Consider the following 17,672-nt stretch of genomic DNA (forward strand, 5'->3'; position numbering starts at 1 on the left):
AGGCTCGAATCTTTCCCCAAACCTCTCCCCGGCATCTCCGGCTGCGGGACGCGGATCCGTCACGCAGCTCGACGGATTGGTGTGGACAGGGCAGGCCTGGGAACTTTCGGCGCCCGAGGGTCGCCTGAAGGTGACCCTGCCGAAGGGGGCCCAGGCTGTACGGTTCGTGGTTCCTCAGGGCGGGCCTGTTGTCAAGGTGCCGCAAGGAGTTGAGGTTCGAATTGTCGATGTGGTCCCGGGTGGTGGGGTTGTGCATGAGGTGGTCGTGCCGCCCGGGACGCGCGAGGTGGCCCTCACCTTCGAAGAGGTCCCTGGGGAGACGAGCCAGCCCCGGGTGGGCCCCGTCGTGGTGGGGATCCCCGGAGGTGCTGCTACGAAGGTCGCCGATGGGACCGCCGGTTTTACCCTTCAGGCGAGCGGCGACTTCCAGGTCACGGGCACCAATGGGGATGCGGCGTCGAGCAGCGGTGGCAGTGATTCCGGGACAAATCCGGATAGTGGCGGGGACGCGGCGGCCGGTTCGGGGACCACCGCAGAATTGGGTACCACTGCCGATTCGGGTACCACCGCCGCGGGTGCATCGGGCGAGGCGGCGGGTGTAACGGCCACGGGGAGTGACGCATCGGCGACTGGGGCGTCCGCCACGGCGACGTCGACCCAGCCGAATCCCATTACCGACTGGGTCCGGTTCTTCGGCGGGGGGTACGGCCACCGGACCGGGATGTCTCAGCGGGGGGCCGAAGGGCTGGGCCGGCTGGGTGTGCCCTACCGTGACATCCTGGCCCACTACTACCCGGGTGCACAGCTGGTGAAGCGGGGTACGGCTGACACCGGCCAGCAGGTCCGGGTGGGACTCTCCCTGGATGAAAACGGCGTTCAGAGCAGTGCCCCCCAGCCCCGCCTGATGTGGGTGGTCGACGTACCCGACGGCGCGGTGCTGGAGGGGGCCACCGCACAATCGTTGCCGGCGGGCAGCTACCGGGTGACCTTCGATACCACCGTAGGGTTCCGCTGGCAGTCGCTCACTACCGGCGGGCCGGTGGTCGAACTCCATGGCAAGCCCACGGCCGCCGGTTCGACCACCGAACAGCTGGATCTGGTGATCCCTCAGGGGAAGACGGCTCAGTTGCATTATCCCCAGACCACCTGCGACCCCAGTTCCGACCATGCTTTCCGTGGCTGCCGGGACTACGAAGGGCGCCTGGAGTTCGAGGCGCCAAAGGCGATTGCGGGAAGCAACGCGGGTATCACCGTGAGGAACAAGGTGAACCTCTTCGACTACCTGGTCGGGGTGGTACCCCACGAATCGCCGGCGTCCTGGTCCGTCGAGGCCCTGAAGGCGCAGGCGGTGGCGGCCCGTACGTACGCCGCCCGGCAGAACTTCGGCCTGACCACGAACCTGGTCGATTCTACCTATGATCAGGTGTTTTATGGCCGGTACAGCGACAAGACCTACCGGCCGAAGATCGAACAGGTCGTGAAGGCCACCGACGCCCAGGTGCTGATGTACAACGGGGTGCTGATCTCCGCCAACTTCACGGCGGGCAACGGTGGGTACGTGGCGTCGAACAGGGAGGCCTTCGCCGATGGGACGGGAGAGCCCGAGCCCTACCTGCGCGGCCGGGAGGACCGGTTCGTGCTGCGCGACGGAACCGCCATCACGCCGGAGTTCTATGACTACAACGGGACGCGCTACGAGGACACCTACTTCCGCTGGCGCCGGGACGTCTCCCGCACGGTCATTGAAAAGCTGTGGCCTGAGATTGGTACGCTCCAGTCCATCGAGGCGGTGGAACGAAACCCTGACAGCATGACGCCGAGGGTTATCCGGATCAGCGGTACGGCGGGGCAAGTGGACGTCTTGGCGCGGGTCTTCCGCTCGCGGGTGGGCCTGCCTTCGGCCTTCCTTTTGCCGGACAAGCTCTACCCCCGGCAGTTCCCCGACGTGACCACGGGGGACCTGGCGCAGGATGTCAACCGCGCCTACCAGGCGGGCCTGGTGGACGGTGACCTGTGGGCGCGGTTCTATCCCAACGAGACCCTGACCCGTGGCGCATTTGCCAAGATGATCGTGGAAGCACTGGAGCGGCTGAAGGGAGGGCCCCTGGCTGCGGACCAGGTCCCCGCGTTCCCCGACGTGAAGCCCGATCAGGCGTTCTATCTTTACATTGTCAAGGCTTACACCGCGGGGATCATCAGCGGCTATCCCGACGGGACCTTCGGGTACGAGAAGCCCATCAAGCGCCAGGAAGCAGCGCTCATCCTGCAGCGGGCCTTCAAGCTACCAAGCCAGCCGGAGACCTTCCCCGATGTGCCCGACAACAGCGACTTTGCCGGGGCCATCGGTGCCGTGTCGGCGGCCGGGATCATGAAGGGGATCAGCACCACCCGCTTTGCACCGGGTGACCCGATGATGCGGGCCATGGCGGCCGCGGTGGCGGTACGAGGTTTTGAGTACTGCTGGGCGGGTAACTGTCAGCCGTAACGGGATGCGGCCGCGAGGTTCGCTCCGGACCGCCGTCTGAGAAGAGGCGCTGTTGACAAGGGAGGCCGGGTGCGGCCTCCCTTTGTGCGGATTGAAACCGCCGTATAATGGGGAAGGGTTGTCCGCCCCGAGTGCCTTGCGGGTTGCCGCGCCGGGGCGCGGTGCGCCGGCAGGACACCAGTGGCGTGCACCCGATGCCCGCCCGGTGCGGGACGAGAGGGTGCCGATCACGCCGGTCGACCGGACGCAGGGGCCGGCTGGTGGGAGGAACATGGCTTGCGCATCTTGCTGGTCACGGGGAACCGGTTCCCCCACGCCGGCGGGCTCTCGACCCACATGGACCTGCTGCGCAGGGGGCTGGAAGCGCTGGGACATGCCGTACGCATCCGCTCCTTTGCCGATTTCAGCCCTGCAGCCAAGGTTCTGACCCGCGGCCCGTCCTGGGCCCTCAACCGGGTCCGGTGGGGTTGGGGGGCCATGTGGACGGCCACCATGCGGGTGCATTTTCTGAGCCGGACCCTGCGGGTCGAGGCGCCGTGGGTTCAGGCCCTCAACGTGGAGGACCCCATGGCCGCCGCCGCGGCCCAGCGAGCGGGGCTGCCTTACGTCTACACCGCCCACGGCTATCCCACCGATGAGCACGTGGCCGCCGGCCGGGTTCGGCCCGGGACCGCGGCCCACCGCTGGTTGCTGGAGCTGGAGCGGCGGGGGCTGGCGGGGGCACGCCATGTGGTGGCCGTGGACTCTCGCATTGCAGCCCATGTGCGGCGGCTGGCAGGCCATGACCGGGTGACGGTGGTCCAGAACTTCATCGACCTGGACTGGCCGGGACGGGTTCCGTCTCGGGCCGCGGCGCGTACCGCCCTGGGCATCCCGCAGGACGCCTTCGTCATCCTGTGCCCGCGGCGACTGACCGCCAAGAACGGCGTGCTGTACGCCATTCAGGCCCTAGAGGGCCTCATTCGGCCAGGGCGGGGGACGGGAGTACCGGGGGGTGTCGCCGGACCGGTGGCCCAGAAGCTGGCGGCCGGCGCGGAAACCCTTCGCCCACTGCTGGTAATTGTCGGGAGCGGAGAGCAGGACGCGCTTGTCCGCCGGTTCGTCCGGGAAAGGGGCCTTGAGCCCTACTGCCGAATTGAGGGCGAGCGGCCCCATGCCGCCATGGGGCAGTATCTCAGGGCAGCCGATGTTGTGGTCGTCCCCTCGGTGCACGAGGCCGGGGTGGAAGAGGCCACCTCCATCAGTGCCCTGGAGGCCATGGCCTTCCGCGTGCCGCTGGTGGCGTCGGCGATCGGGGGGCTGCGCGAGATCGTTCGGGATGGGGAAACCGGCCTGCTTGTTCCCCAGCGCGATCCGGAGGCGCTGGCCCGGGCGCTGTGGAAGGTCGCATTGGACCGCCCGCTGGCCGAGCGCATGGCCGAATCAGCCTACCAGTACGTGCTCCAGCACCATTCCCACCTGGCGGCCGCCCGCCGGTTCCTCGAGATTTATCAAGAGCACCTGGTGGCCAAACCGGCGAGGGCGGGTCAACAGGCAAGCGCTGACCGGTGAGCCGGTGCCGGTGGCCGCCAGGGTGAAACCGGAACCGGGAAGGTTGGCGCGGGAGCGACGAGAGGTCCGAAGGCGGCAGGGAGCGGGCGGGGACAGAGGGGAGAGCCGGCAAGGATGGAGAAGCGCTTTCGTTTCAACCTCCTCGATTTGCTGGTCATCGTGGTGTTGCTTGCGGTGGGGTTTGTGGTTTACACGCGCATTGGGCCGGAGAGCGCGGAGCCGGCCGAGGCTCGGGATGTCACCTTCACCGTGCTGGTCAGCAGGGTGCCTGAAGTGCAGGCCCGCAACATGTTCAACGTCGGCGATGTCCTTTACAGTCCCAGCGCGCAGCCGGCCGCGGAAGTCGTGGATGTGACCATGCGGCCGAGCCCCGTCGTGCTGGAAGACGGCGGATTCTTGCGTGAGGGCGAGTCGCGTTATTTTCGGGACGTGCTGGTGACGGCGCGCGGCCGCGCCGTGAAGGTGCAGAACCATTACGAGCTGCGTGGCCAATCGCTGCAGATCGGGCGCGAATTTTCTCTGGCGACGCCGCGCACGGTGGTCAAGGGCACGGTGGTCGACGTCCGCTGGTAGTGTGGGGAAGGAGGCAGCGCGCTTGCTGGAGGCCATCCGCCGGGTATGGGGAGAGAGTTTGATCGCGGCCTTCTTGAGCGGGCTCATGCGCGCCTGGCGTGACCTGCTCGGCGGCAGCTTCCTCTGGCGGTGGCTGACGTCCCCTCTGCCCGCCCCCCGCGACTGGTGGGGGGCCTCGGCCCTCGGCTGGCTGGTTGCGACCGCCCGCAACCGGGTGGCGGCCGGGTGGGCGGAGGTCGATCCCCGCGGGGTCGTGCCCCGGGCGGCCGGTGTGGCGGCAGCCTGGGGCCTGGTGGTGACCGCCTTTCTGGTGGCGCTGGTCCCATTCCGCCGCCAGATCGGTCCCATTCCGGTCACCGTTGAGGTGCTTCTGATCCCCCTGGTCACCGTGGCGTGGCTCGTACACTGGGCTCTCCGCCCGGCCGCGGAGCCTGCGGCGCCCGGCCGGGAGCGGCCGGTGAGGTCCCTCACGGGCCTACCCCTGACGGCCTTCGATTTGCCCTTTGCCCTTTACCTCACGATCCTGGCCGTCTCCCTGCTCAACGCCCGGTCCCTGGTCGAAGGATTTCAGACCCTGGCGCGCCAGGCCTCGTTCTTCGTGTTGTTCTATATGACGGTCGACCTGGTGCGGGGGCGCCGGCGCCTGGGCCACTGGATCATCGACGCCATGCTGGCCGGTGGGTTGCTGGTGGCCCTGATCGGCCTGGTTCAATACGCCCTGGGTGTCGACCTGACGGTGTCGGGGCTGGCCGGTGCCGGGGCCGGAGCCATTCGCGGCCGCGTCGGCTCGACCCAGGAAAACCCCAATTTTCTTTCGGAGTATCTCATCCTGCTCATCCCCGTGGCCCTGGGGCGCCTTTTAGGAACCCTGCGCGGATCGGTGGGCGAGCAGCAGCCCCGTGGCGCAGCAGGCGCAGAACGGGAGGAAGGCACGGGTGGAGGCGTGGGCGGGGGGGCTGCCGCTCAGGGCGCGCCGGCGGCGCCCCGGCCGTGGCGCCGCGCCTTCTATGTCGCCACGATCGTTGCCATGCTGGCAGCAGAGTTTTTGACCTACACCCGGGGTGGATGGCTCGGGCTCGCCCTGGCGGTGGCGGTGTTCGTCCTTCTGGTCGATTCCCGCTACCTGGTGGTGGTCGCTGCTGCGGGTGCGGCGGCCGTGTTCCTGATCCCGGGGATGCTGGAGCGCCTGGCTGGACTACTGGACTTTTCTGAAGGGTCCGGGGCATTCCGCCTGAATCTCTACCGGGCGGCCCTGGTGATGTGGAGCCGGTCGCCCTGGCTTGGGGTCGGGGCCGGGAACTACCTGGCCTACTACCCTGACGTCATTCGCGATTACCCCTTGCTGGACCAGCGGTTTGCCACGTATTCGTCCCACAACGCTTTCCTGACCGTGGCAGCCGAGACCGGGCTGCTGGGGCTTCTAGTGTTCCTGGTCATCGTGCTGCTCGCGCTGCGGGCTGCCTTTGCCGGCTGGCGGCACGGTGCCGGGCCCGGCGACCGGCTGCTGTTCCTGGGTGCCGGTTGTGGTATGATTGCGTTCCTGGTGCAGAGCCTGTCCAACATCACCTTTTTCCACCCGCGGGTCGTGCTGTACTACTGGTTGCTGCTGGCGGTGCTGGTGGTCCTGTCGCCGGGACGCGCACCCCTCGGCCCGCTACCGCCCGCCGGTGAGGGCCGGGCGCAAACCCGCGGAGGCGCCAGGGGCGAGGAGGCGGGGGCCGGCGAGCCCAGGGAGGTCCGGATCGGCGCGCTATGAGCCAGGCCGCTATGAGCCAGGCAATGAGGAACCGGCCCGGAGGGCCCATACCTCCAGGACGGCGCATGGCGTCCGGCCCCGCCGGCCTCCAGCACGGCACGGGGCTGAAAAACCTTTTGATGGTCGCCTGCTACTTCCCCCCCATCGGCGGTGGCGGGGTGCAGCGAGCCCTCAAGATGGCGAAATACCTTCCGCAGTTCGGCTGGCGGCCTCTGGTGCTGGCCATGGATCCGGTCTGGCACGTGTCGCTGGACCCCACCCTGCTGGACGAGCTTCCTCCCGAAGTGGTGGTGCACCGGGTCCGCGAGTGGCGGCCGCGGGTACTGGCCGGCCCAATGGCGGCAGCAGCGCCGCAGGTCGGCCGGCCGGGGACGGCATCTCCCGGGACAGGCCGCCGCGGAGCCACGGCCGCGGCGGCCCCGGACGCAGGAGAACGGGGAGCCGGTCGCTCGCTGGCTTCAGGCGAGGAGCCCGGAGGCTGGCGGCGCCGGTTCGTCCAGCTGATGAAGCGGGCGCGGATGTACGTGCTGATTCCCGACGACCGCATCCTCTGGTACGTGCCGGCGGTACGGGAAGGGCGGCGGATGCTGGCCCGGTACGGCGCGCAGGCGCTGCTGTCGACGTCGGGTCCGTACACCGATCACCTGGTGGGGCTGGCTCTGCACCGGCAGGCGGGGCTTCCGTGGGTGGCCGACTTCCGGGATCCCTGGACCCAGAACGTGCACCGCAGCGGGATCGGCTGGCGCGAGGCGCTGGAGGAACGGATGGAGCGGGCGGTGATGCGGGAAGCCGACGTGGTGCTGACGGTGACCCGCTCCTTTGCCGAGGGCTTCCGGTCCAAGTACGGGGATGTGATTCGCCGGCTTGAGGTGATTCACAACGGGTTTGACGCCGCCGACTTCGCGGGGATCGAGCCCGAGCGGGTGGAAGGGCGCTGTACCTTCGTCTATACAGGGATCTTCTACAAGGAGCGGAACCCGCGCCGTCTGCTGCGTGCCGTGCGGCGCCTGATCGACCGGGGTGCCGTGGACCGGACGCGGCTGCGCCTGCGCTTTGCGGGCGTGTTCGACTACCCCGGGTACTCCGACAATGCCCGGGCCGTGCGGGACCTGGGGCTGGGCGACGTGGTGGAGGTGCTTGGCCATGTGCCGCACCGCCGGGCCGTGGCCCTCCTGAAGGGTGCCGATGTGCTCCTGCTGATCAACGATGTCGACCCTGTTTTCGGTGGCACCTTCATCCCCGGCAAGCTGTTCGAATACATGGCCGCCCAGCGCCCCATCCTGGCCCTCAGCATGCCCGGTGAGGCTGCTGCCGTGGTGGAGCGGTTCGGCCTGGGAGAGGTGGTTGCTCCGGAGGATGATGCGGCCATCGAGGCGGCGGTGCTGCGCTTCTACCGCCGGTGGGAGCGGGGGGAGCTGGCCGGACCGCAACCTCTTCCACCGGAGGCGTATCGCCGCTACGAGCGCCGGGAACAGGCCCGGGCCCTGGCGGAGCTGCTGGACGAACTGGTGGCGGGCCGGTAGGCGGCCGCCCCACAGAAGGGTGGTGGGCGGCCACGGGGCGGGGGTCCGGTAAGCGGCCACGGCGCGTCGACGGGAGACCACCCGCGGTTGCACGGTGCAGGCAGGGACGCGCGTTCCAGGCCGTCCTGACGGGGACGATCCGGCGGGGATGCAGCGGGCATGATGCAGAGGGGGCGCCGGCAGCGTCACAAGGGGGCAGGGGGAGTGGGCGCTCGCCTCGCCCGATCGGCGGCAGCCGTTTTCTTGCTGGCGGTCGCCAGCCGGGTGCTGGGGTTCGTCCGGGAGATGGTGCTGGCGGCCGTGTTCGGCGCCGGCCGGGTGACCGACGCTTATACCATCACCTTCGCCATTCCCTCGGTGCTGTTTCAGGCGGTGGGCAGCGCCATCACCACCATCGTCATCCCCATGCTCACCCGCTACCGCGCCACCGGGCGGGACGAGGACTTTCGCGAGGTGGCGTGGACCCTGTTCCACGGGCTGTTGCTGGCGCTGGTGGCGATCCTGGCTGCGGCCATGATCCTGGTCGATCCCCTGGTCCGGCTGTTTGCACCAGGGTTTGCCGGCGAACAGCTGGAGCTCACCCGGCGCCTGGCCCTGATCATGCTTCCAGGGATTGTCTTCATGGGGATCAACGGCTGGATGCAGGGCGTGCTCAACAGCTGCGGCAACGTGGTGACGCCCGCGGCGGTGGGCATCCCGCAAAACCTGGTGCTCATTGGCGGAACCTATTTTCTCGGCCGGGCCTACGGTATCGAGGCGGTCGCCTGGGCGTCCCTGGTGGCGCTGGCCGCCCAGGTGATTCTCCAATGGAGCGCCCTCCGGCGTGTGGGCCTGCCGTATCGCCCGGTGTTCCGGTGGAACCACCCGGACCTGCGGGCCGCCCTGCGCCGGACGGGCCCGGTGGTGGCGGCTACGGGCACGGGCCAGATCAGCCAGACGGTGGAACGGGCCCTGGCTTCGGGTTTGCCCGAAGGGAGCGCCGCGTCGCTGTCCTTTGCACAGCGGATCACGGGGCTGCCCCAGGGCCTGCTGATGTACCCGGTTTCCACGGTGCTCTATCCGGAGCTGACGCGCCGTATCAGTCAGGGCGACCGGGCCGGCTTCCTCGCCCTTCTCCGCCGCGGGTTGCGCCTGCACCTTTTTCTCATGTTTCCCATCACCGCCGGGATGCTGGCGCTCCGGTCGGAGCTGGTACGCCTGGTGTTCGAGCGCGGCCGGTTCGACGCCCACGACACGCAGATGACGGCCTTTGCCCTGGCCTTTCTCTGCCTGGGGCTTACGGGTTTTGCCTGGCGCGATCTGATGAGCAGGGCGATGTACAGTACGGGTGACACCTGGACGCCCGCCAGCACCGGGATCGTGGCGCTGACCATGCACATCCTGCTCAGCCTCCTGCTGGTGCGTTACCTTGCCCACGGCGGCATTGCCCTGTCCTGGTCCATCTCCCTGTGGTGGAGCGCCCTGGTCCTGCTGGTGAGGCTCCGGCGGCGGCTCGGGCCGGTGGGAGGCCGGTCGCTGCTCGGGGGTGCGGTGCAGGCGGCGGTGGCCTCGGCCGTGATGGTGGTGGTGGTGGAAGTATTGCGCCGGGGGCCTGTAGCGCAGCTGGTGGTTCCCGATGCTCGAACGGTAGCCCAGGCGACCGGCCTGCTCCTGCTGGTGGTCGCCGGGGCCGCCGTGTACGGGGCCGTGCTGGCCCTGTTTCGGGTGGAGGAACTGGCCTTCCTGGGCGGCCTGGCCCGGAAAGCCTTGGCCCGCCTGGGGGGCGCCGGACGGAGCGGGAGGGGTCCGGCCGAGCGCAACGCCGGCCAAGCGTGATCCCTGGAGGCGCGGGGCCCGGATGGGGCCGGAATCCGGTGGAGGGTGAGGAATGAACCAGCCGGCAATGAGTGGTGGCGGGCCAGGCTTGCGGGTGTGGATGCTGCCCGACTACAGTTCGAGCAACCCCTACCAGCGGCTGCTGGCAGATGCCCTGGCGGACCTGGGTGTGCAGGTCACCCTGGCCAGGCGCCTGGCCGATGTGCCGCCGGCGGCCGTGGCCCGGCGGTCCGGGGATGATGTGGCTGTGATCCACCTGCACTGGACCCACGGGTACATGCTCGACCGCCGGGCATGGATGACGGCGCTCAAGGGGATGCGGCTTCTTGCCTGGCTTCGGGCCATGCGCCGGCGCGGTGCCGCCCTGGTCTGGACGGTCCACAACCTCCACGACCACGACCGGCGGCAGCCTCAGCTGGAGCGTTTCTTTCACCGACGGCTGGTCAGGCTCTGTGACGCCCTCATCGTGCATTGCGACTATGCCCGCCAGGCGACGGCCGGCGCCTTCGCCGTCCCGGAGCGCCTGCGGCGCCGTATCTTCGTCATGCCCCACGGTCACTATTTGGGGGTGTACGGTGAGCCCTGGGACCGGCAGCAAGCCCGGTCCCGGCTGGACATCGACCCGGACGCCGTCACGTTCCTCTATCTTGGGGCCATTCGGCCGTACAAGGGCGTTCCCCGGCTGGTCCGGGCCTTCCGGGAATTTCCGGAGGAAGGGGTCCGCCTAGTGGTCGCCGGGCAACCCGCCACGGACGCTCTGCGGGACGAGATCGAGGCGGCCGCGGCCGGTGATAGGCGGATACGGCTGGTGCTGGAGCGGGTGCCGGACGAGGACATCCCCCTCTTCATGGGCGCGGCGGACGCCGTGGTCATGCCCTATGAGGACATCTTCACGTCGGGCACCGTGATCCTCGCCATGTCCTTCGGCCGCCCGGTCGTTGCTCCGCGTCGCGGTTGCCTGGCCGAAGTGGTGGATGACCAGGGCGGGTTCCTCTACCCGCCGGACGATCCTACGGGTCTGGTACAAGCCTTGCGCGAGGCCTTGGCCCACCGCCACCGGCTGGCCGACATGGGAAGGCACAACCGACGGCGGGTGGAGGCCTGGACGTGGCAAGCTGTGGCGCTTGAGACCCGGCGGGCATACGAAGCTGCGGTGGCCGCGAGGCACCGGGGTGCAGCCGGGCCGGACCCGGCGAACCCGGACCGGGGCACGCCCTGACGAGGATAAGGGGTCTTACCGCAGCGCTGCGTTCGGTGGCGGAAAACCCAGGATGGGCAAACTGGTCAAGGTAACGAACAGATTCACCGGCAGGCTTCCATGCCGGCTGCACTGGCACCCAAGGGGGGCGACGAGTCAGCGGTTCTGACACAGCGGAGACTGCGCCGGGGAGTTGAGGGTGTGAACCTGTACGACGTGGTCGTGGTGGGGGCCGGGCTGGCGGGCCTGCAGAGCGCCCGCTTGCTGGCGGGGCGAGGCCTCAAGGTCCTGCTGGTCGACCGCAAACCCCGGGTGGACCGGTTCGTCCACACCACAGGCATTTTCGTGCGGAAGACGCTGGAAAGCTTTGACCTGCCCGCCGAATACCTCGGGCCGGTGGTGCGGGACGTGGTGCTGTATTCCCCGGCGGGGCGGGCCCTTCACCTGTCGAGCCCCCATGACGAGTTCCGCGTGGGCCGGCTGCGGCGCCTGTACGCCCGGTGGCTCGACGAGGCGGTGGGGGCCGGCGCCCACTGGGCCGGCGGCACACGGTTTCTGGGCTCCGAACCGGGTCGAACCAGCCGGGTCTACCTGGAGACGGGAGGGCGCCGCTGGGCGGTGGAGGCCCGGTTTATGATTGGCGCCGATGGCTGCCAGTCGACTGTGGCCCGGAACCTGGGGCTTGACGTGAACCGGGAGTGGATTGTGGGCGCGGAGGAAGTCTACCGGGGCGTGCCGCTGGACGGTCCGCCCGCCTTCCACTGCTACCTGGATCCGCGGCTGGCGCCGGGGTATCTGGCCTGGGTGGTCCACGACGGGGAGGAGGTCCACGTGGGCACGGGGGGCTACCCCGACCGGTTCCACGTCACCACCGCCCTGGCCGCCTTCAAAGAACGAGTGGCCCCGCGTTTCGGTCTCGAGCGGGGGCGGCTGGTGGAGCGGCGGGGCGGCCGCATCCCCGTGGGCGGTGTTCTGCACCGCATCGCCTGCCCGCGGGGGCTTCTGGTGGGCGATGCCGCCGGTGCCGTGTCGCCCCTGACGGCCGGCGGTCTCGATCCGTGCCTGCGGCTGTCCGACCTGGCGGCCCACGTGGTGGCCGCCTATCTGGACCAGGGCGACCCCCGCATTCTGGGGCACTACCACGGCGGCGCCTTCCAACCCCGCTTCCTCTCCCGGCGCTGGATGCGGCGGGTCCTGGCGACCTTCCGTCATCCCCTGTGGTATGAACTGGGCTGCGCTGCCTTTCGTGGCACGCCTTTGCGCCGGCTGGCCTGGCAGGTGTTTTTCGGCCGCGGTTCGTTCCCCGATGTGGAGCCGGTGAAGGCGGCGCTGGGGGTGGACGGCGCATCTCCGGCGGTAATGTCCAGAGGTGCATGGTAAAGGCGTGGGCTGGGCTTTCTCGCAGCCGGCCACGCAACATCCTCTGTTACGGCTTACACGACCCGTGATTCACACGGGTCAACCCGGCCCCGACCTACCCCGCCTTGCCGCCCAGGTACGCCGCCCGGATCGCCTCGCTCTGGCGGAGTTCGTCCGCTGGGCCGGCCAGCACGATGCGGCCCGTCTCCAGCACGTAGGCGCGGTGGGCGATGGACAGGGCCATGTGGGCGTTCTGCTCCACCAGCAGGATGGTGGTGCCCTGGCTGTTGATCTCCCGGATCACGTCGAAGATGGTCCGCACCAGCAGGGGCGCCAGGCCCAGGGAGGGCTCGTCGAGGAGCAGGAGGAGGGGCCGGGCCATGAGGGCACGGCCGATGGCCAGCATTTGCTGCTCGCCGCCGGAGAGGGTCCCGGCGACCTGGTGAAGCCGCTCCTTGAGCCGGGGGAACAGGTCGAAGACCCTCTCCAGGTCGCGGGCCTGCTCGGCCCGGTCCCGGCGCAGGAAGGCGCCCAGTTCCAGGTTCTCCTGGACCGTGAGGTTGGCGAAGATGCGGCGGCCCTCGGGCACGTGGGAGATGCCCAGGCGGACGATGTCTTCGGGCAGCTGCCGCAAAAGGGAGCGGCCCTGGAAGGTGATGTCCCCCCGGCGGGCGGGCGCCAGCCCGGAGATGGCCCGCAGCAGGGTGGTCTTGCCGGCCCCGTTGGCCCCGATCAGCGTGACGATCTCGCCCTCGTTGACGGACAGGGAGATGCCCTTGAGGGCGTGGATGGGACCGTAATAGACGTGTAGGTCGCGGACTTCCAGCATCACGATGCCTCCTCCCCCAGGTAGGCCTCGATCACCCGAGGGTTGCGGCGGATCTCCGCCGGGGTCCCGGTGGCAATGAGCACGCCGTGGTCGAGGACGTAGATCCGCTCGCAGATGCCCATCACCACCGACATGTCGTGCTCGATCAGAAGCACCGTCAGGTCGAAGTCCCGCCGCACGGCGGCGATCAGCTCCATGAGCTGGCGGGACTCCTGGGGGTTCATGCCGGCGGCCGGTTCGTCCAGAAGGAGGAGCCGGGGCTTGAGGGCCAGGGCCCGGGCGATCTCCAGGCGCCGCTGCAGGCCGTAGGGCAGGTTGCGGGCCAGCTCGTCCTTGTGGGCCAGGAGGCCCAGGCGCCCGAGCAGCTCCAGGCTCTCCTCGGCCATGCGGCTCTCTTCCGCAAAGAAGCGGGGCAGCCGCAGGATGGAGTCCAGCGGCGTGTGGCGGGTGTTGACCTGGTAGGCCACCCGCACGTTATCGAAGACCGTCAGGTTGGGGAACAGCCGGATGTTCTGGAAGGTCCGGGCGATGCCCAGCCGGGCCAGAACGTGGGGCTTGAGCCCGTTGATGCGCCGGCCGGCGTAGGTGATGGTCCCCTCGGTGGGCGTGTAGACGCCCGTCAGCAGGTTGAACACGGTGGTCTTGCCCGCCCCGTTGGGGCCGATCAGGCCCACCAGCTCGCCGGGTTCGACCGCCAGATCGAGCCCGTCCACGGCCTTGAGGCCGCCGAAGCGGATTCCCACCTTCTCCATCTGCAACAGCAGCATCAGCGGGCACCTCCCTGGCCGGGGGTCGAACCGGCACCCCCGCCGGTCGAACCGGCGTCCCCAGCGGCCGCACCATCCGGGGCGGGGCCGCCGGTGGCGGAGCGTGGGGCACCGGAGCTCGTGGAGCCCTGTGGGACGGTTCCGGCGGTGGTCCCGAGGCCTCCTGAACCTGATCCGGTGGGTCCGCCCGCACCGCCCGCTCCGCCCGCGCCAGCCCCTCCGGCCTCGCGGGCGAGAGCGGGACTCCCGGCCCCTCCGGCCGCCCGAGCGAGAGCGGGGCTCCCGGCGGGCAGGGCTTCCGGAGCCCTGACCCCGGCCCCCGCCGCGGCTTCGTCTTCCTCGCCGCGGAACCCGGGGAAGAACCCGGTGATGGACCGGGTCCCCCAAAGCCCCTGGGGCCGGAACAGCATGACCAGGATCAGCACCAGGCTGTAGAGGATCATCCGCACCTCGGGGTACGCCTGCAGGCCGATGGAGACCAGGGTGAGGAAGGTGGCCGCCAGGATCGCCCCGGGCAGGCTGCCGATGCCGCCGAGGACCACGAACACCAGGATCTCGAAGGACTTGAGAAACCCGAAGTTGCTGGGCTGGATGACGTAGAAATTGTGGGCGTGCAGCCCCCCTGCCAGCCCGGCAAAGAAGGCACTCAGGGCAAACGCCATGACCTTGTAGGTCGTGGTGTTGACGCCCATGGCCGCGGCGGCGATCTCGTCTTCCCGCAGGGCCAGGGTGGCCCGGCCGTGGGCGGAGCGGGTGAAGTGCACGGTGACCAGGATGGCGGCCACCACGCTGGCGTACAGGGCGGTCCAGCTAGTCAGGTGGGAGACCCGCATGCCCGCGGCGCCCCCCACGTACTCCACGTTGAGCAAGATGATGCGGACGATCTCGGCAAAGCCCAGGGTGACGATGGCCAGATAGTCGCCCCGCAGCCGCAGGGACGGGATGCCGACCACCAGGCCCACCAGCAGGGCGGCCAGGGCCCCCGCCAGCAGGGCCACGGCGAAGGGCATGTCCAGCTTCTGGGTCAGCACCGCCGAGGTGTAGGCCCCCACGGCCAGGAAGCCCGCGTGGCCGATGGAGAACTGCCCGGCCAGGCCGAGCACGATGTGCAGGCTGACGGCCGCCAGCACGTTAATGCCGATGTTCATCAACACGTTCTCGTAGAAGCGGTCCAGGATGCGGGCCGTGAGCAGGAACTGCACCACGGCGTAGATCAGGATCAGGCCGGCCGCGACGGCAGCCGCCCGCCGGGGTTGGGGTTTGACCATGCTGCCCCTCCTCGCCGCTCAGACCTTTTCCGTGGTGTGCCGCCCGAAGAGGCCCTCCGGCCGGAACAGCAGGATGAGGATCAGGATGAGGAACGCGGCGGCGTCACGGAAGAGGGAGAGGCCGGCTGCACTGACCAGGGTCTCGACCATGCCGATGACCAGGCCCCCCACCATGGCCCCCGGGATGGAGCCGATGCCGCCCACCACGGCGGCCACGAAGGCCTTGAGTCCCGGCAGCACGCCCATCAGGGGGTCGATGCGGGTGTAATAGAGCCCATAGACCACCCCCGCCGCACCACCCAGCGCCGAGCCGATGGCAAAGGTGATGGAGATGGTGCGGTTCACCGGGATGCCCATGAGCCGGGCCGCCTCCAGGTCGAAGCTCACCGCCCGCATCGCCTTGCCGGTGCGGGTCTTCTGCACGATGAACTGGAGGATGGCCATAAGCGCCACGGAGACGGCCAGGATCACCAGGGCGTCCAGGTTGATGCCCGCGCCCAGGATCTCCAGCCGCCGGTTGGGGAAGAGGCTGGGATAAGCCTCCGACTGGGCCCCCCGCAGGTAGATCGTGGCGTACTGGATGAACAGCGAGACGCCGATGGCGGTGGTCAGGGCCGCCAGCCGGGGAAAGTTGCGCAACCGCCGGTAGGCCACCCGCTCGATGGTGACCCCCAGCAGGGCCGAGACCCCCATGGCCAGGAGCAGGGCGGGAATGAAACCGAGCCCCCAGGCGGTCAGGGCGTAGTACCCGGTGAAGGCCCCGATCATGAAGACCTCCCCGTGGGCGAAGTTGATGAGCTTGATGATGCCGTAGACCATGGTGTAGCCCAGGGCGATCAGGGCGTAGATGGTCCCCACGGAAAGGCCGATCAAAAGCTGCTGGAGCCAGATGTCCATGGCTGTGGTATCCCCTTGTGGTGGCCGGTACCGCCTCCAGGCCGCCCGGCGTGCCGGAGCCGCCCCGGTGGCCGGCTTCAGGCCTTGGAGGCCGGCTCTAACGGCAAGCGGTCGCGGTCGGAGTTGCCGGCGGCGCCTCAGCCATCGCCGGCCGCGGCAGGAGGACAGAACCCCCTCCTGCCGCGGGACCGGCTGTTATCGGGCTGTTCTTAAACGCTCACCGGGTGGTGTCTTGGTGGTGTCTTGGTTACGGTCTTGACGCCCCGGGTCCGGGTCGCTGAGCCCGCTCGGGAGCCGGGCGATCGGTTCGGCCAGCGCCGGGCCGCCCGCGTTGACGGCCGGGCTTTACGGGTTCACCTTGGTCCGGAAGACCTGCTGGCCGTCCTTGTACTCGATCACCACGGCGGCCTTCACGGGATTGTGCTGCTCGTTGATCGAGATGGTGCCCGTGACCAGCTGGACGTCCTTCGACTGCTCCAGGGCGTCCTTGATGGCCACCGGGTCGGCCGAACCGGCCCGCTTGATGGCGTCGGCCAGGAGCATCACGGCGTCATAGCCCAGGGCGGCGAAGCCGTCGGGCACCTTGTTGTACTCGGCCTGGAAGGCCTTGATGAACTCCTGGATCCTGGGGTCGGGGTCGCCGGCGGAGTAGTGGTTGGTGAAGAAGGTGTTGTTCAGGTTCTCCGCCCCGGCCAGTTCCACCATGGTCGGGGAATCCCAACCGTCGCCGCCCATCATCGGGATGGTGAGGCCCGCATCTTCCCGGGCCTGCTTGACGATCAGGCCGACCTCCTCATAGTAGCCGGGGATGAACAGGAAGTCGGGGTTGGCCGCCTTGATCCGGGTGAGCTGGGCCTTGAAGTCGGTGTCGTCCTTGACGTAGGACTCTTCCGCCACGATCTGGCCGCCGCCGGCGGTGAAAGCCTCCTTGAAGGCCGCGGCCAGGCCCTTGGCGTAGTCGCTGGACGAGTCGGTGAAGATTGCGGCCCGCTTTACGCCGAGTTCTTCCAAGGCGAACTTGGCCGCCACCTGGCCCTGGAACGGGTCGATGAAGCACACGCGGAAGATGAATTCGTGGGTCTCACCGGTCTCCGGGTCGACGGTCACGATGGGGCTGGTGGCCGTCGGCGCGATGACGGGGATCTGGTTCTCGTTGGCCAGGTCGACCATGGCCAGGGTGTTGCCCGAGGTGGCGGCGCCGATGATGGCGACCACCTGGTCCTGGGTCATCAGCTTGAGGGCGGCGTTGGTCGACTCCGCGGCGTCGGACTTGTTGTCAGCCTTGACGAACTCGATCTTCCGACCGTCCAGCAGCCCGCCTTCCTCGTTGATCTTGGCGGCCGCCAGCTCCGCACCCTGGGCGAAGGACTGCCCGTAGGAGGCCACGTCACCCGAGAGCTCGGCGTTGATTCCGACCTTGATGGCCCCGCCGTCAGCGCCCCCTGCGCCGGAGCCGGCGCCCGAGCCGGTACCGGCGGGCCCACAGGCGGACAGCGATAAAGCGAGAATCAGAAGAAGGGAAGCAAAAACTGATTTGGAACGGAACACATCCATACCTCCTCTAGCGATCCTGGATGAATGCGCCAGGTAGCTACTATTCTAGCGACTTGTTTGGGGATGTCCAGCAGTTTTCTTCCCTTGTGTAGAAAGA

Annotated in this window: 13 protein-coding genes; 8 read left to right on the plus strand and 5 right to left on the minus strand. The window is 68.9% G+C overall.

Translation table 11 applies throughout. The features are described from left to right. Positions 1-250 precede the first annotated feature (250 nt). The 8 genes from DYI95_RS03060 to DYI95_RS03095 all read left to right on the plus strand — a co-directional run bounded on the left by DYI95_RS03060 (position 251) and on the right by DYI95_RS03095 (position 12,281). The gene (locus DYI95_RS03060; RefSeq protein ID WP_147308122.1) at positions 251-2,485 is read left to right on the plus strand and encodes a SpoIID/LytB domain-containing protein; all 2,235 of its coding nucleotides are present in this window, start codon (positions 251-253) and stop codon (positions 2,483-2,485) included. A 276-nt stretch (positions 2,486-2,761) separates the two neighbouring features. After that, positions 2,762-4,036 carry a glycosyltransferase family 4 protein gene (locus DYI95_RS03065; RefSeq protein WP_116900868.1) on the plus strand — a complete coding sequence of 425 codons (1,275 nt, stop codon included), beginning with the start codon at positions 2,762-2,764 and terminating at the stop codon, positions 4,034-4,036. 114 nt (positions 4,037-4,150) lie between these two features. Then, the gene (locus tag DYI95_RS03070) at positions 4,151-4,609 is read left to right on the plus strand and encodes a DUF4330 domain-containing protein (RefSeq protein ID WP_116900867.1); all 459 of its coding nucleotides are present in this window, start codon (positions 4,151-4,153) and stop codon (positions 4,607-4,609) included. Between the two features lie 22 nt (positions 4,610-4,631). Continuing rightward, complete coding sequence (locus tag DYI95_RS03075) at positions 4,632-6,365, plus strand: O-antigen ligase (protein ID WP_158556060.1); 1,734 nt, start codon at positions 4,632-4,634, stop codon at positions 6,363-6,365. A gap of 65 nt (positions 6,366-6,430) precedes the next feature. Further along, the gene (locus DYI95_RS03080; RefSeq protein ID WP_116900864.1) at positions 6,431-7,888 is read left to right on the plus strand and encodes a glycosyltransferase; all 1,458 of its coding nucleotides are present in this window, start codon (positions 6,431-6,433) and stop codon (positions 7,886-7,888) included. Between the two features lie 159 nt (positions 7,889-8,047). Further along, the gene (murJ, locus tag DYI95_RS03085) at positions 8,048-9,703 is read left to right on the plus strand and encodes a murein biosynthesis integral membrane protein MurJ (RefSeq protein ID WP_243149835.1); all 1,656 of its coding nucleotides are present in this window, start codon (positions 8,048-8,050) and stop codon (positions 9,701-9,703) included. A 52-nt stretch (positions 9,704-9,755) separates the two neighbouring features. Continuing rightward, entirely contained in the window at positions 9,756-10,922 is a 1,167-nt protein-coding gene (locus tag DYI95_RS03090; protein ID WP_116900862.1) for a glycosyltransferase family 4 protein, read from the plus strand. Positions 10,923-11,021: 99 nt separating this feature from the next. Next, entirely contained in the window at positions 11,022-12,281 is a 1,260-nt protein-coding gene (locus DYI95_RS03095) for an NAD(P)/FAD-dependent oxidoreductase (RefSeq protein ID WP_371731884.1), read from the plus strand. Positions 12,282-12,375: 94 nt separating this feature from the next. On the opposite strand, the gene DYI95_RS03100 is transcribed toward DYI95_RS03095, so the two are convergent. The 5 genes from DYI95_RS03100 to DYI95_RS03120 form a co-directional block, all read right to left on the minus strand. After that, positions 12,376-13,089: an ABC transporter ATP-binding protein gene (locus DYI95_RS03100; RefSeq protein ID WP_116900860.1), complete on the minus strand. Its 714-nt coding sequence runs from the start codon at positions 13,087-13,089 to the stop codon at positions 12,376-12,378. After that, positions 13,089-13,856, minus strand: coding sequence for an ABC transporter ATP-binding protein (locus DYI95_RS03105; protein ID WP_116900859.1), 768 nt, complete (start codon positions 13,854-13,856; stop codon positions 13,089-13,091). The genes DYI95_RS03100 and DYI95_RS03105 overlap by 1 nt, the downstream gene beginning before the upstream one ends. After that, positions 13,856-15,124 (minus strand): branched-chain amino acid ABC transporter permease, encoded by a 1,269-nt coding sequence (locus DYI95_RS03110; RefSeq protein ID WP_243149836.1) that lies wholly within the window; start codon positions 15,122-15,124, stop codon positions 13,856-13,858. Before DYI95_RS03110 ends, DYI95_RS03105 begins: the two co-directional genes overlap by 1 nt. Positions 15,125-15,142: 18 nt before the next feature. After that, positions 15,143-16,021: a branched-chain amino acid ABC transporter permease gene (locus tag DYI95_RS03115; RefSeq protein ID WP_116900858.1), complete on the minus strand. Its 879-nt coding sequence runs from the start codon at positions 16,019-16,021 to the stop codon at positions 15,143-15,145. A 345-nt stretch (positions 16,022-16,366) separates the two neighbouring features. Beyond that, positions 16,367-17,569, minus strand: a complete 1,203-nt coding sequence (locus DYI95_RS03120; RefSeq protein WP_203530689.1) for an ABC transporter substrate-binding protein — start codon at positions 17,567-17,569, stop codon at positions 16,367-16,369. Positions 17,570-17,672: the final 103 nt, after the last annotated feature.

Origin of the sequence: Thermaerobacter sp. PB12/4term (assembly GCF_003403315.2) — a bacterium.
GTDB lineage: Bacteria > Bacillota > Sulfobacillia > Thermaerobacterales > Thermaerobacteraceae > Thermaerobacter.

Coding starts and splice junctions, on each gene's coding strand:
- DYI95_RS03105 (WP_116900859.1), bottom strand. CDS start 13,856: ATGCTGCTGTTGCAGATGGAGAAGGTGGGAATCCGCTTCGGCGGCCTC.
- DYI95_RS03110 (WP_243149836.1), bottom strand. CDS start 15,124: ATGGTCAAACCCCAACCCCGGCGGGCGGCTGCCGTCGCGGCCGGCCTG.
- DYI95_RS03070 (WP_116900867.1), top strand. CDS start 4,151: ATGGAGAAGCGCTTTCGTTTCAACCTCCTCGATTTGCTGGTCATCGTG.
- DYI95_RS03080 (WP_116900864.1), top strand. CDS start 6,431: ATGGCGTCCGGCCCCGCCGGCCTCCAGCACGGCACGGGGCTGAAAAAC.
- murJ (WP_243149835.1), top strand. CDS start 8,048: ATGATGCAGAGGGGGCGCCGGCAGCGTCACAAGGGGGCAGGGGGAGTG.
- DYI95_RS03095 (WP_371731884.1), top strand. CDS start 11,022: ATGCCGGCTGCACTGGCACCCAAGGGGGGCGACGAGTCAGCGGTTCTG.
- DYI95_RS03115 (WP_116900858.1), bottom strand. CDS start 16,021: ATGGACATCTGGCTCCAGCAGCTTTTGATCGGCCTTTCCGTGGGGACC.
- DYI95_RS03090 (WP_116900862.1), top strand. CDS start 9,756: ATGAACCAGCCGGCAATGAGTGGTGGCGGGCCAGGCTTGCGGGTGTGG.
- DYI95_RS03100 (WP_116900860.1), bottom strand. CDS start 13,089: ATGCTGGAAGTCCGCGACCTACACGTCTATTACGGTCCCATCCACGCC.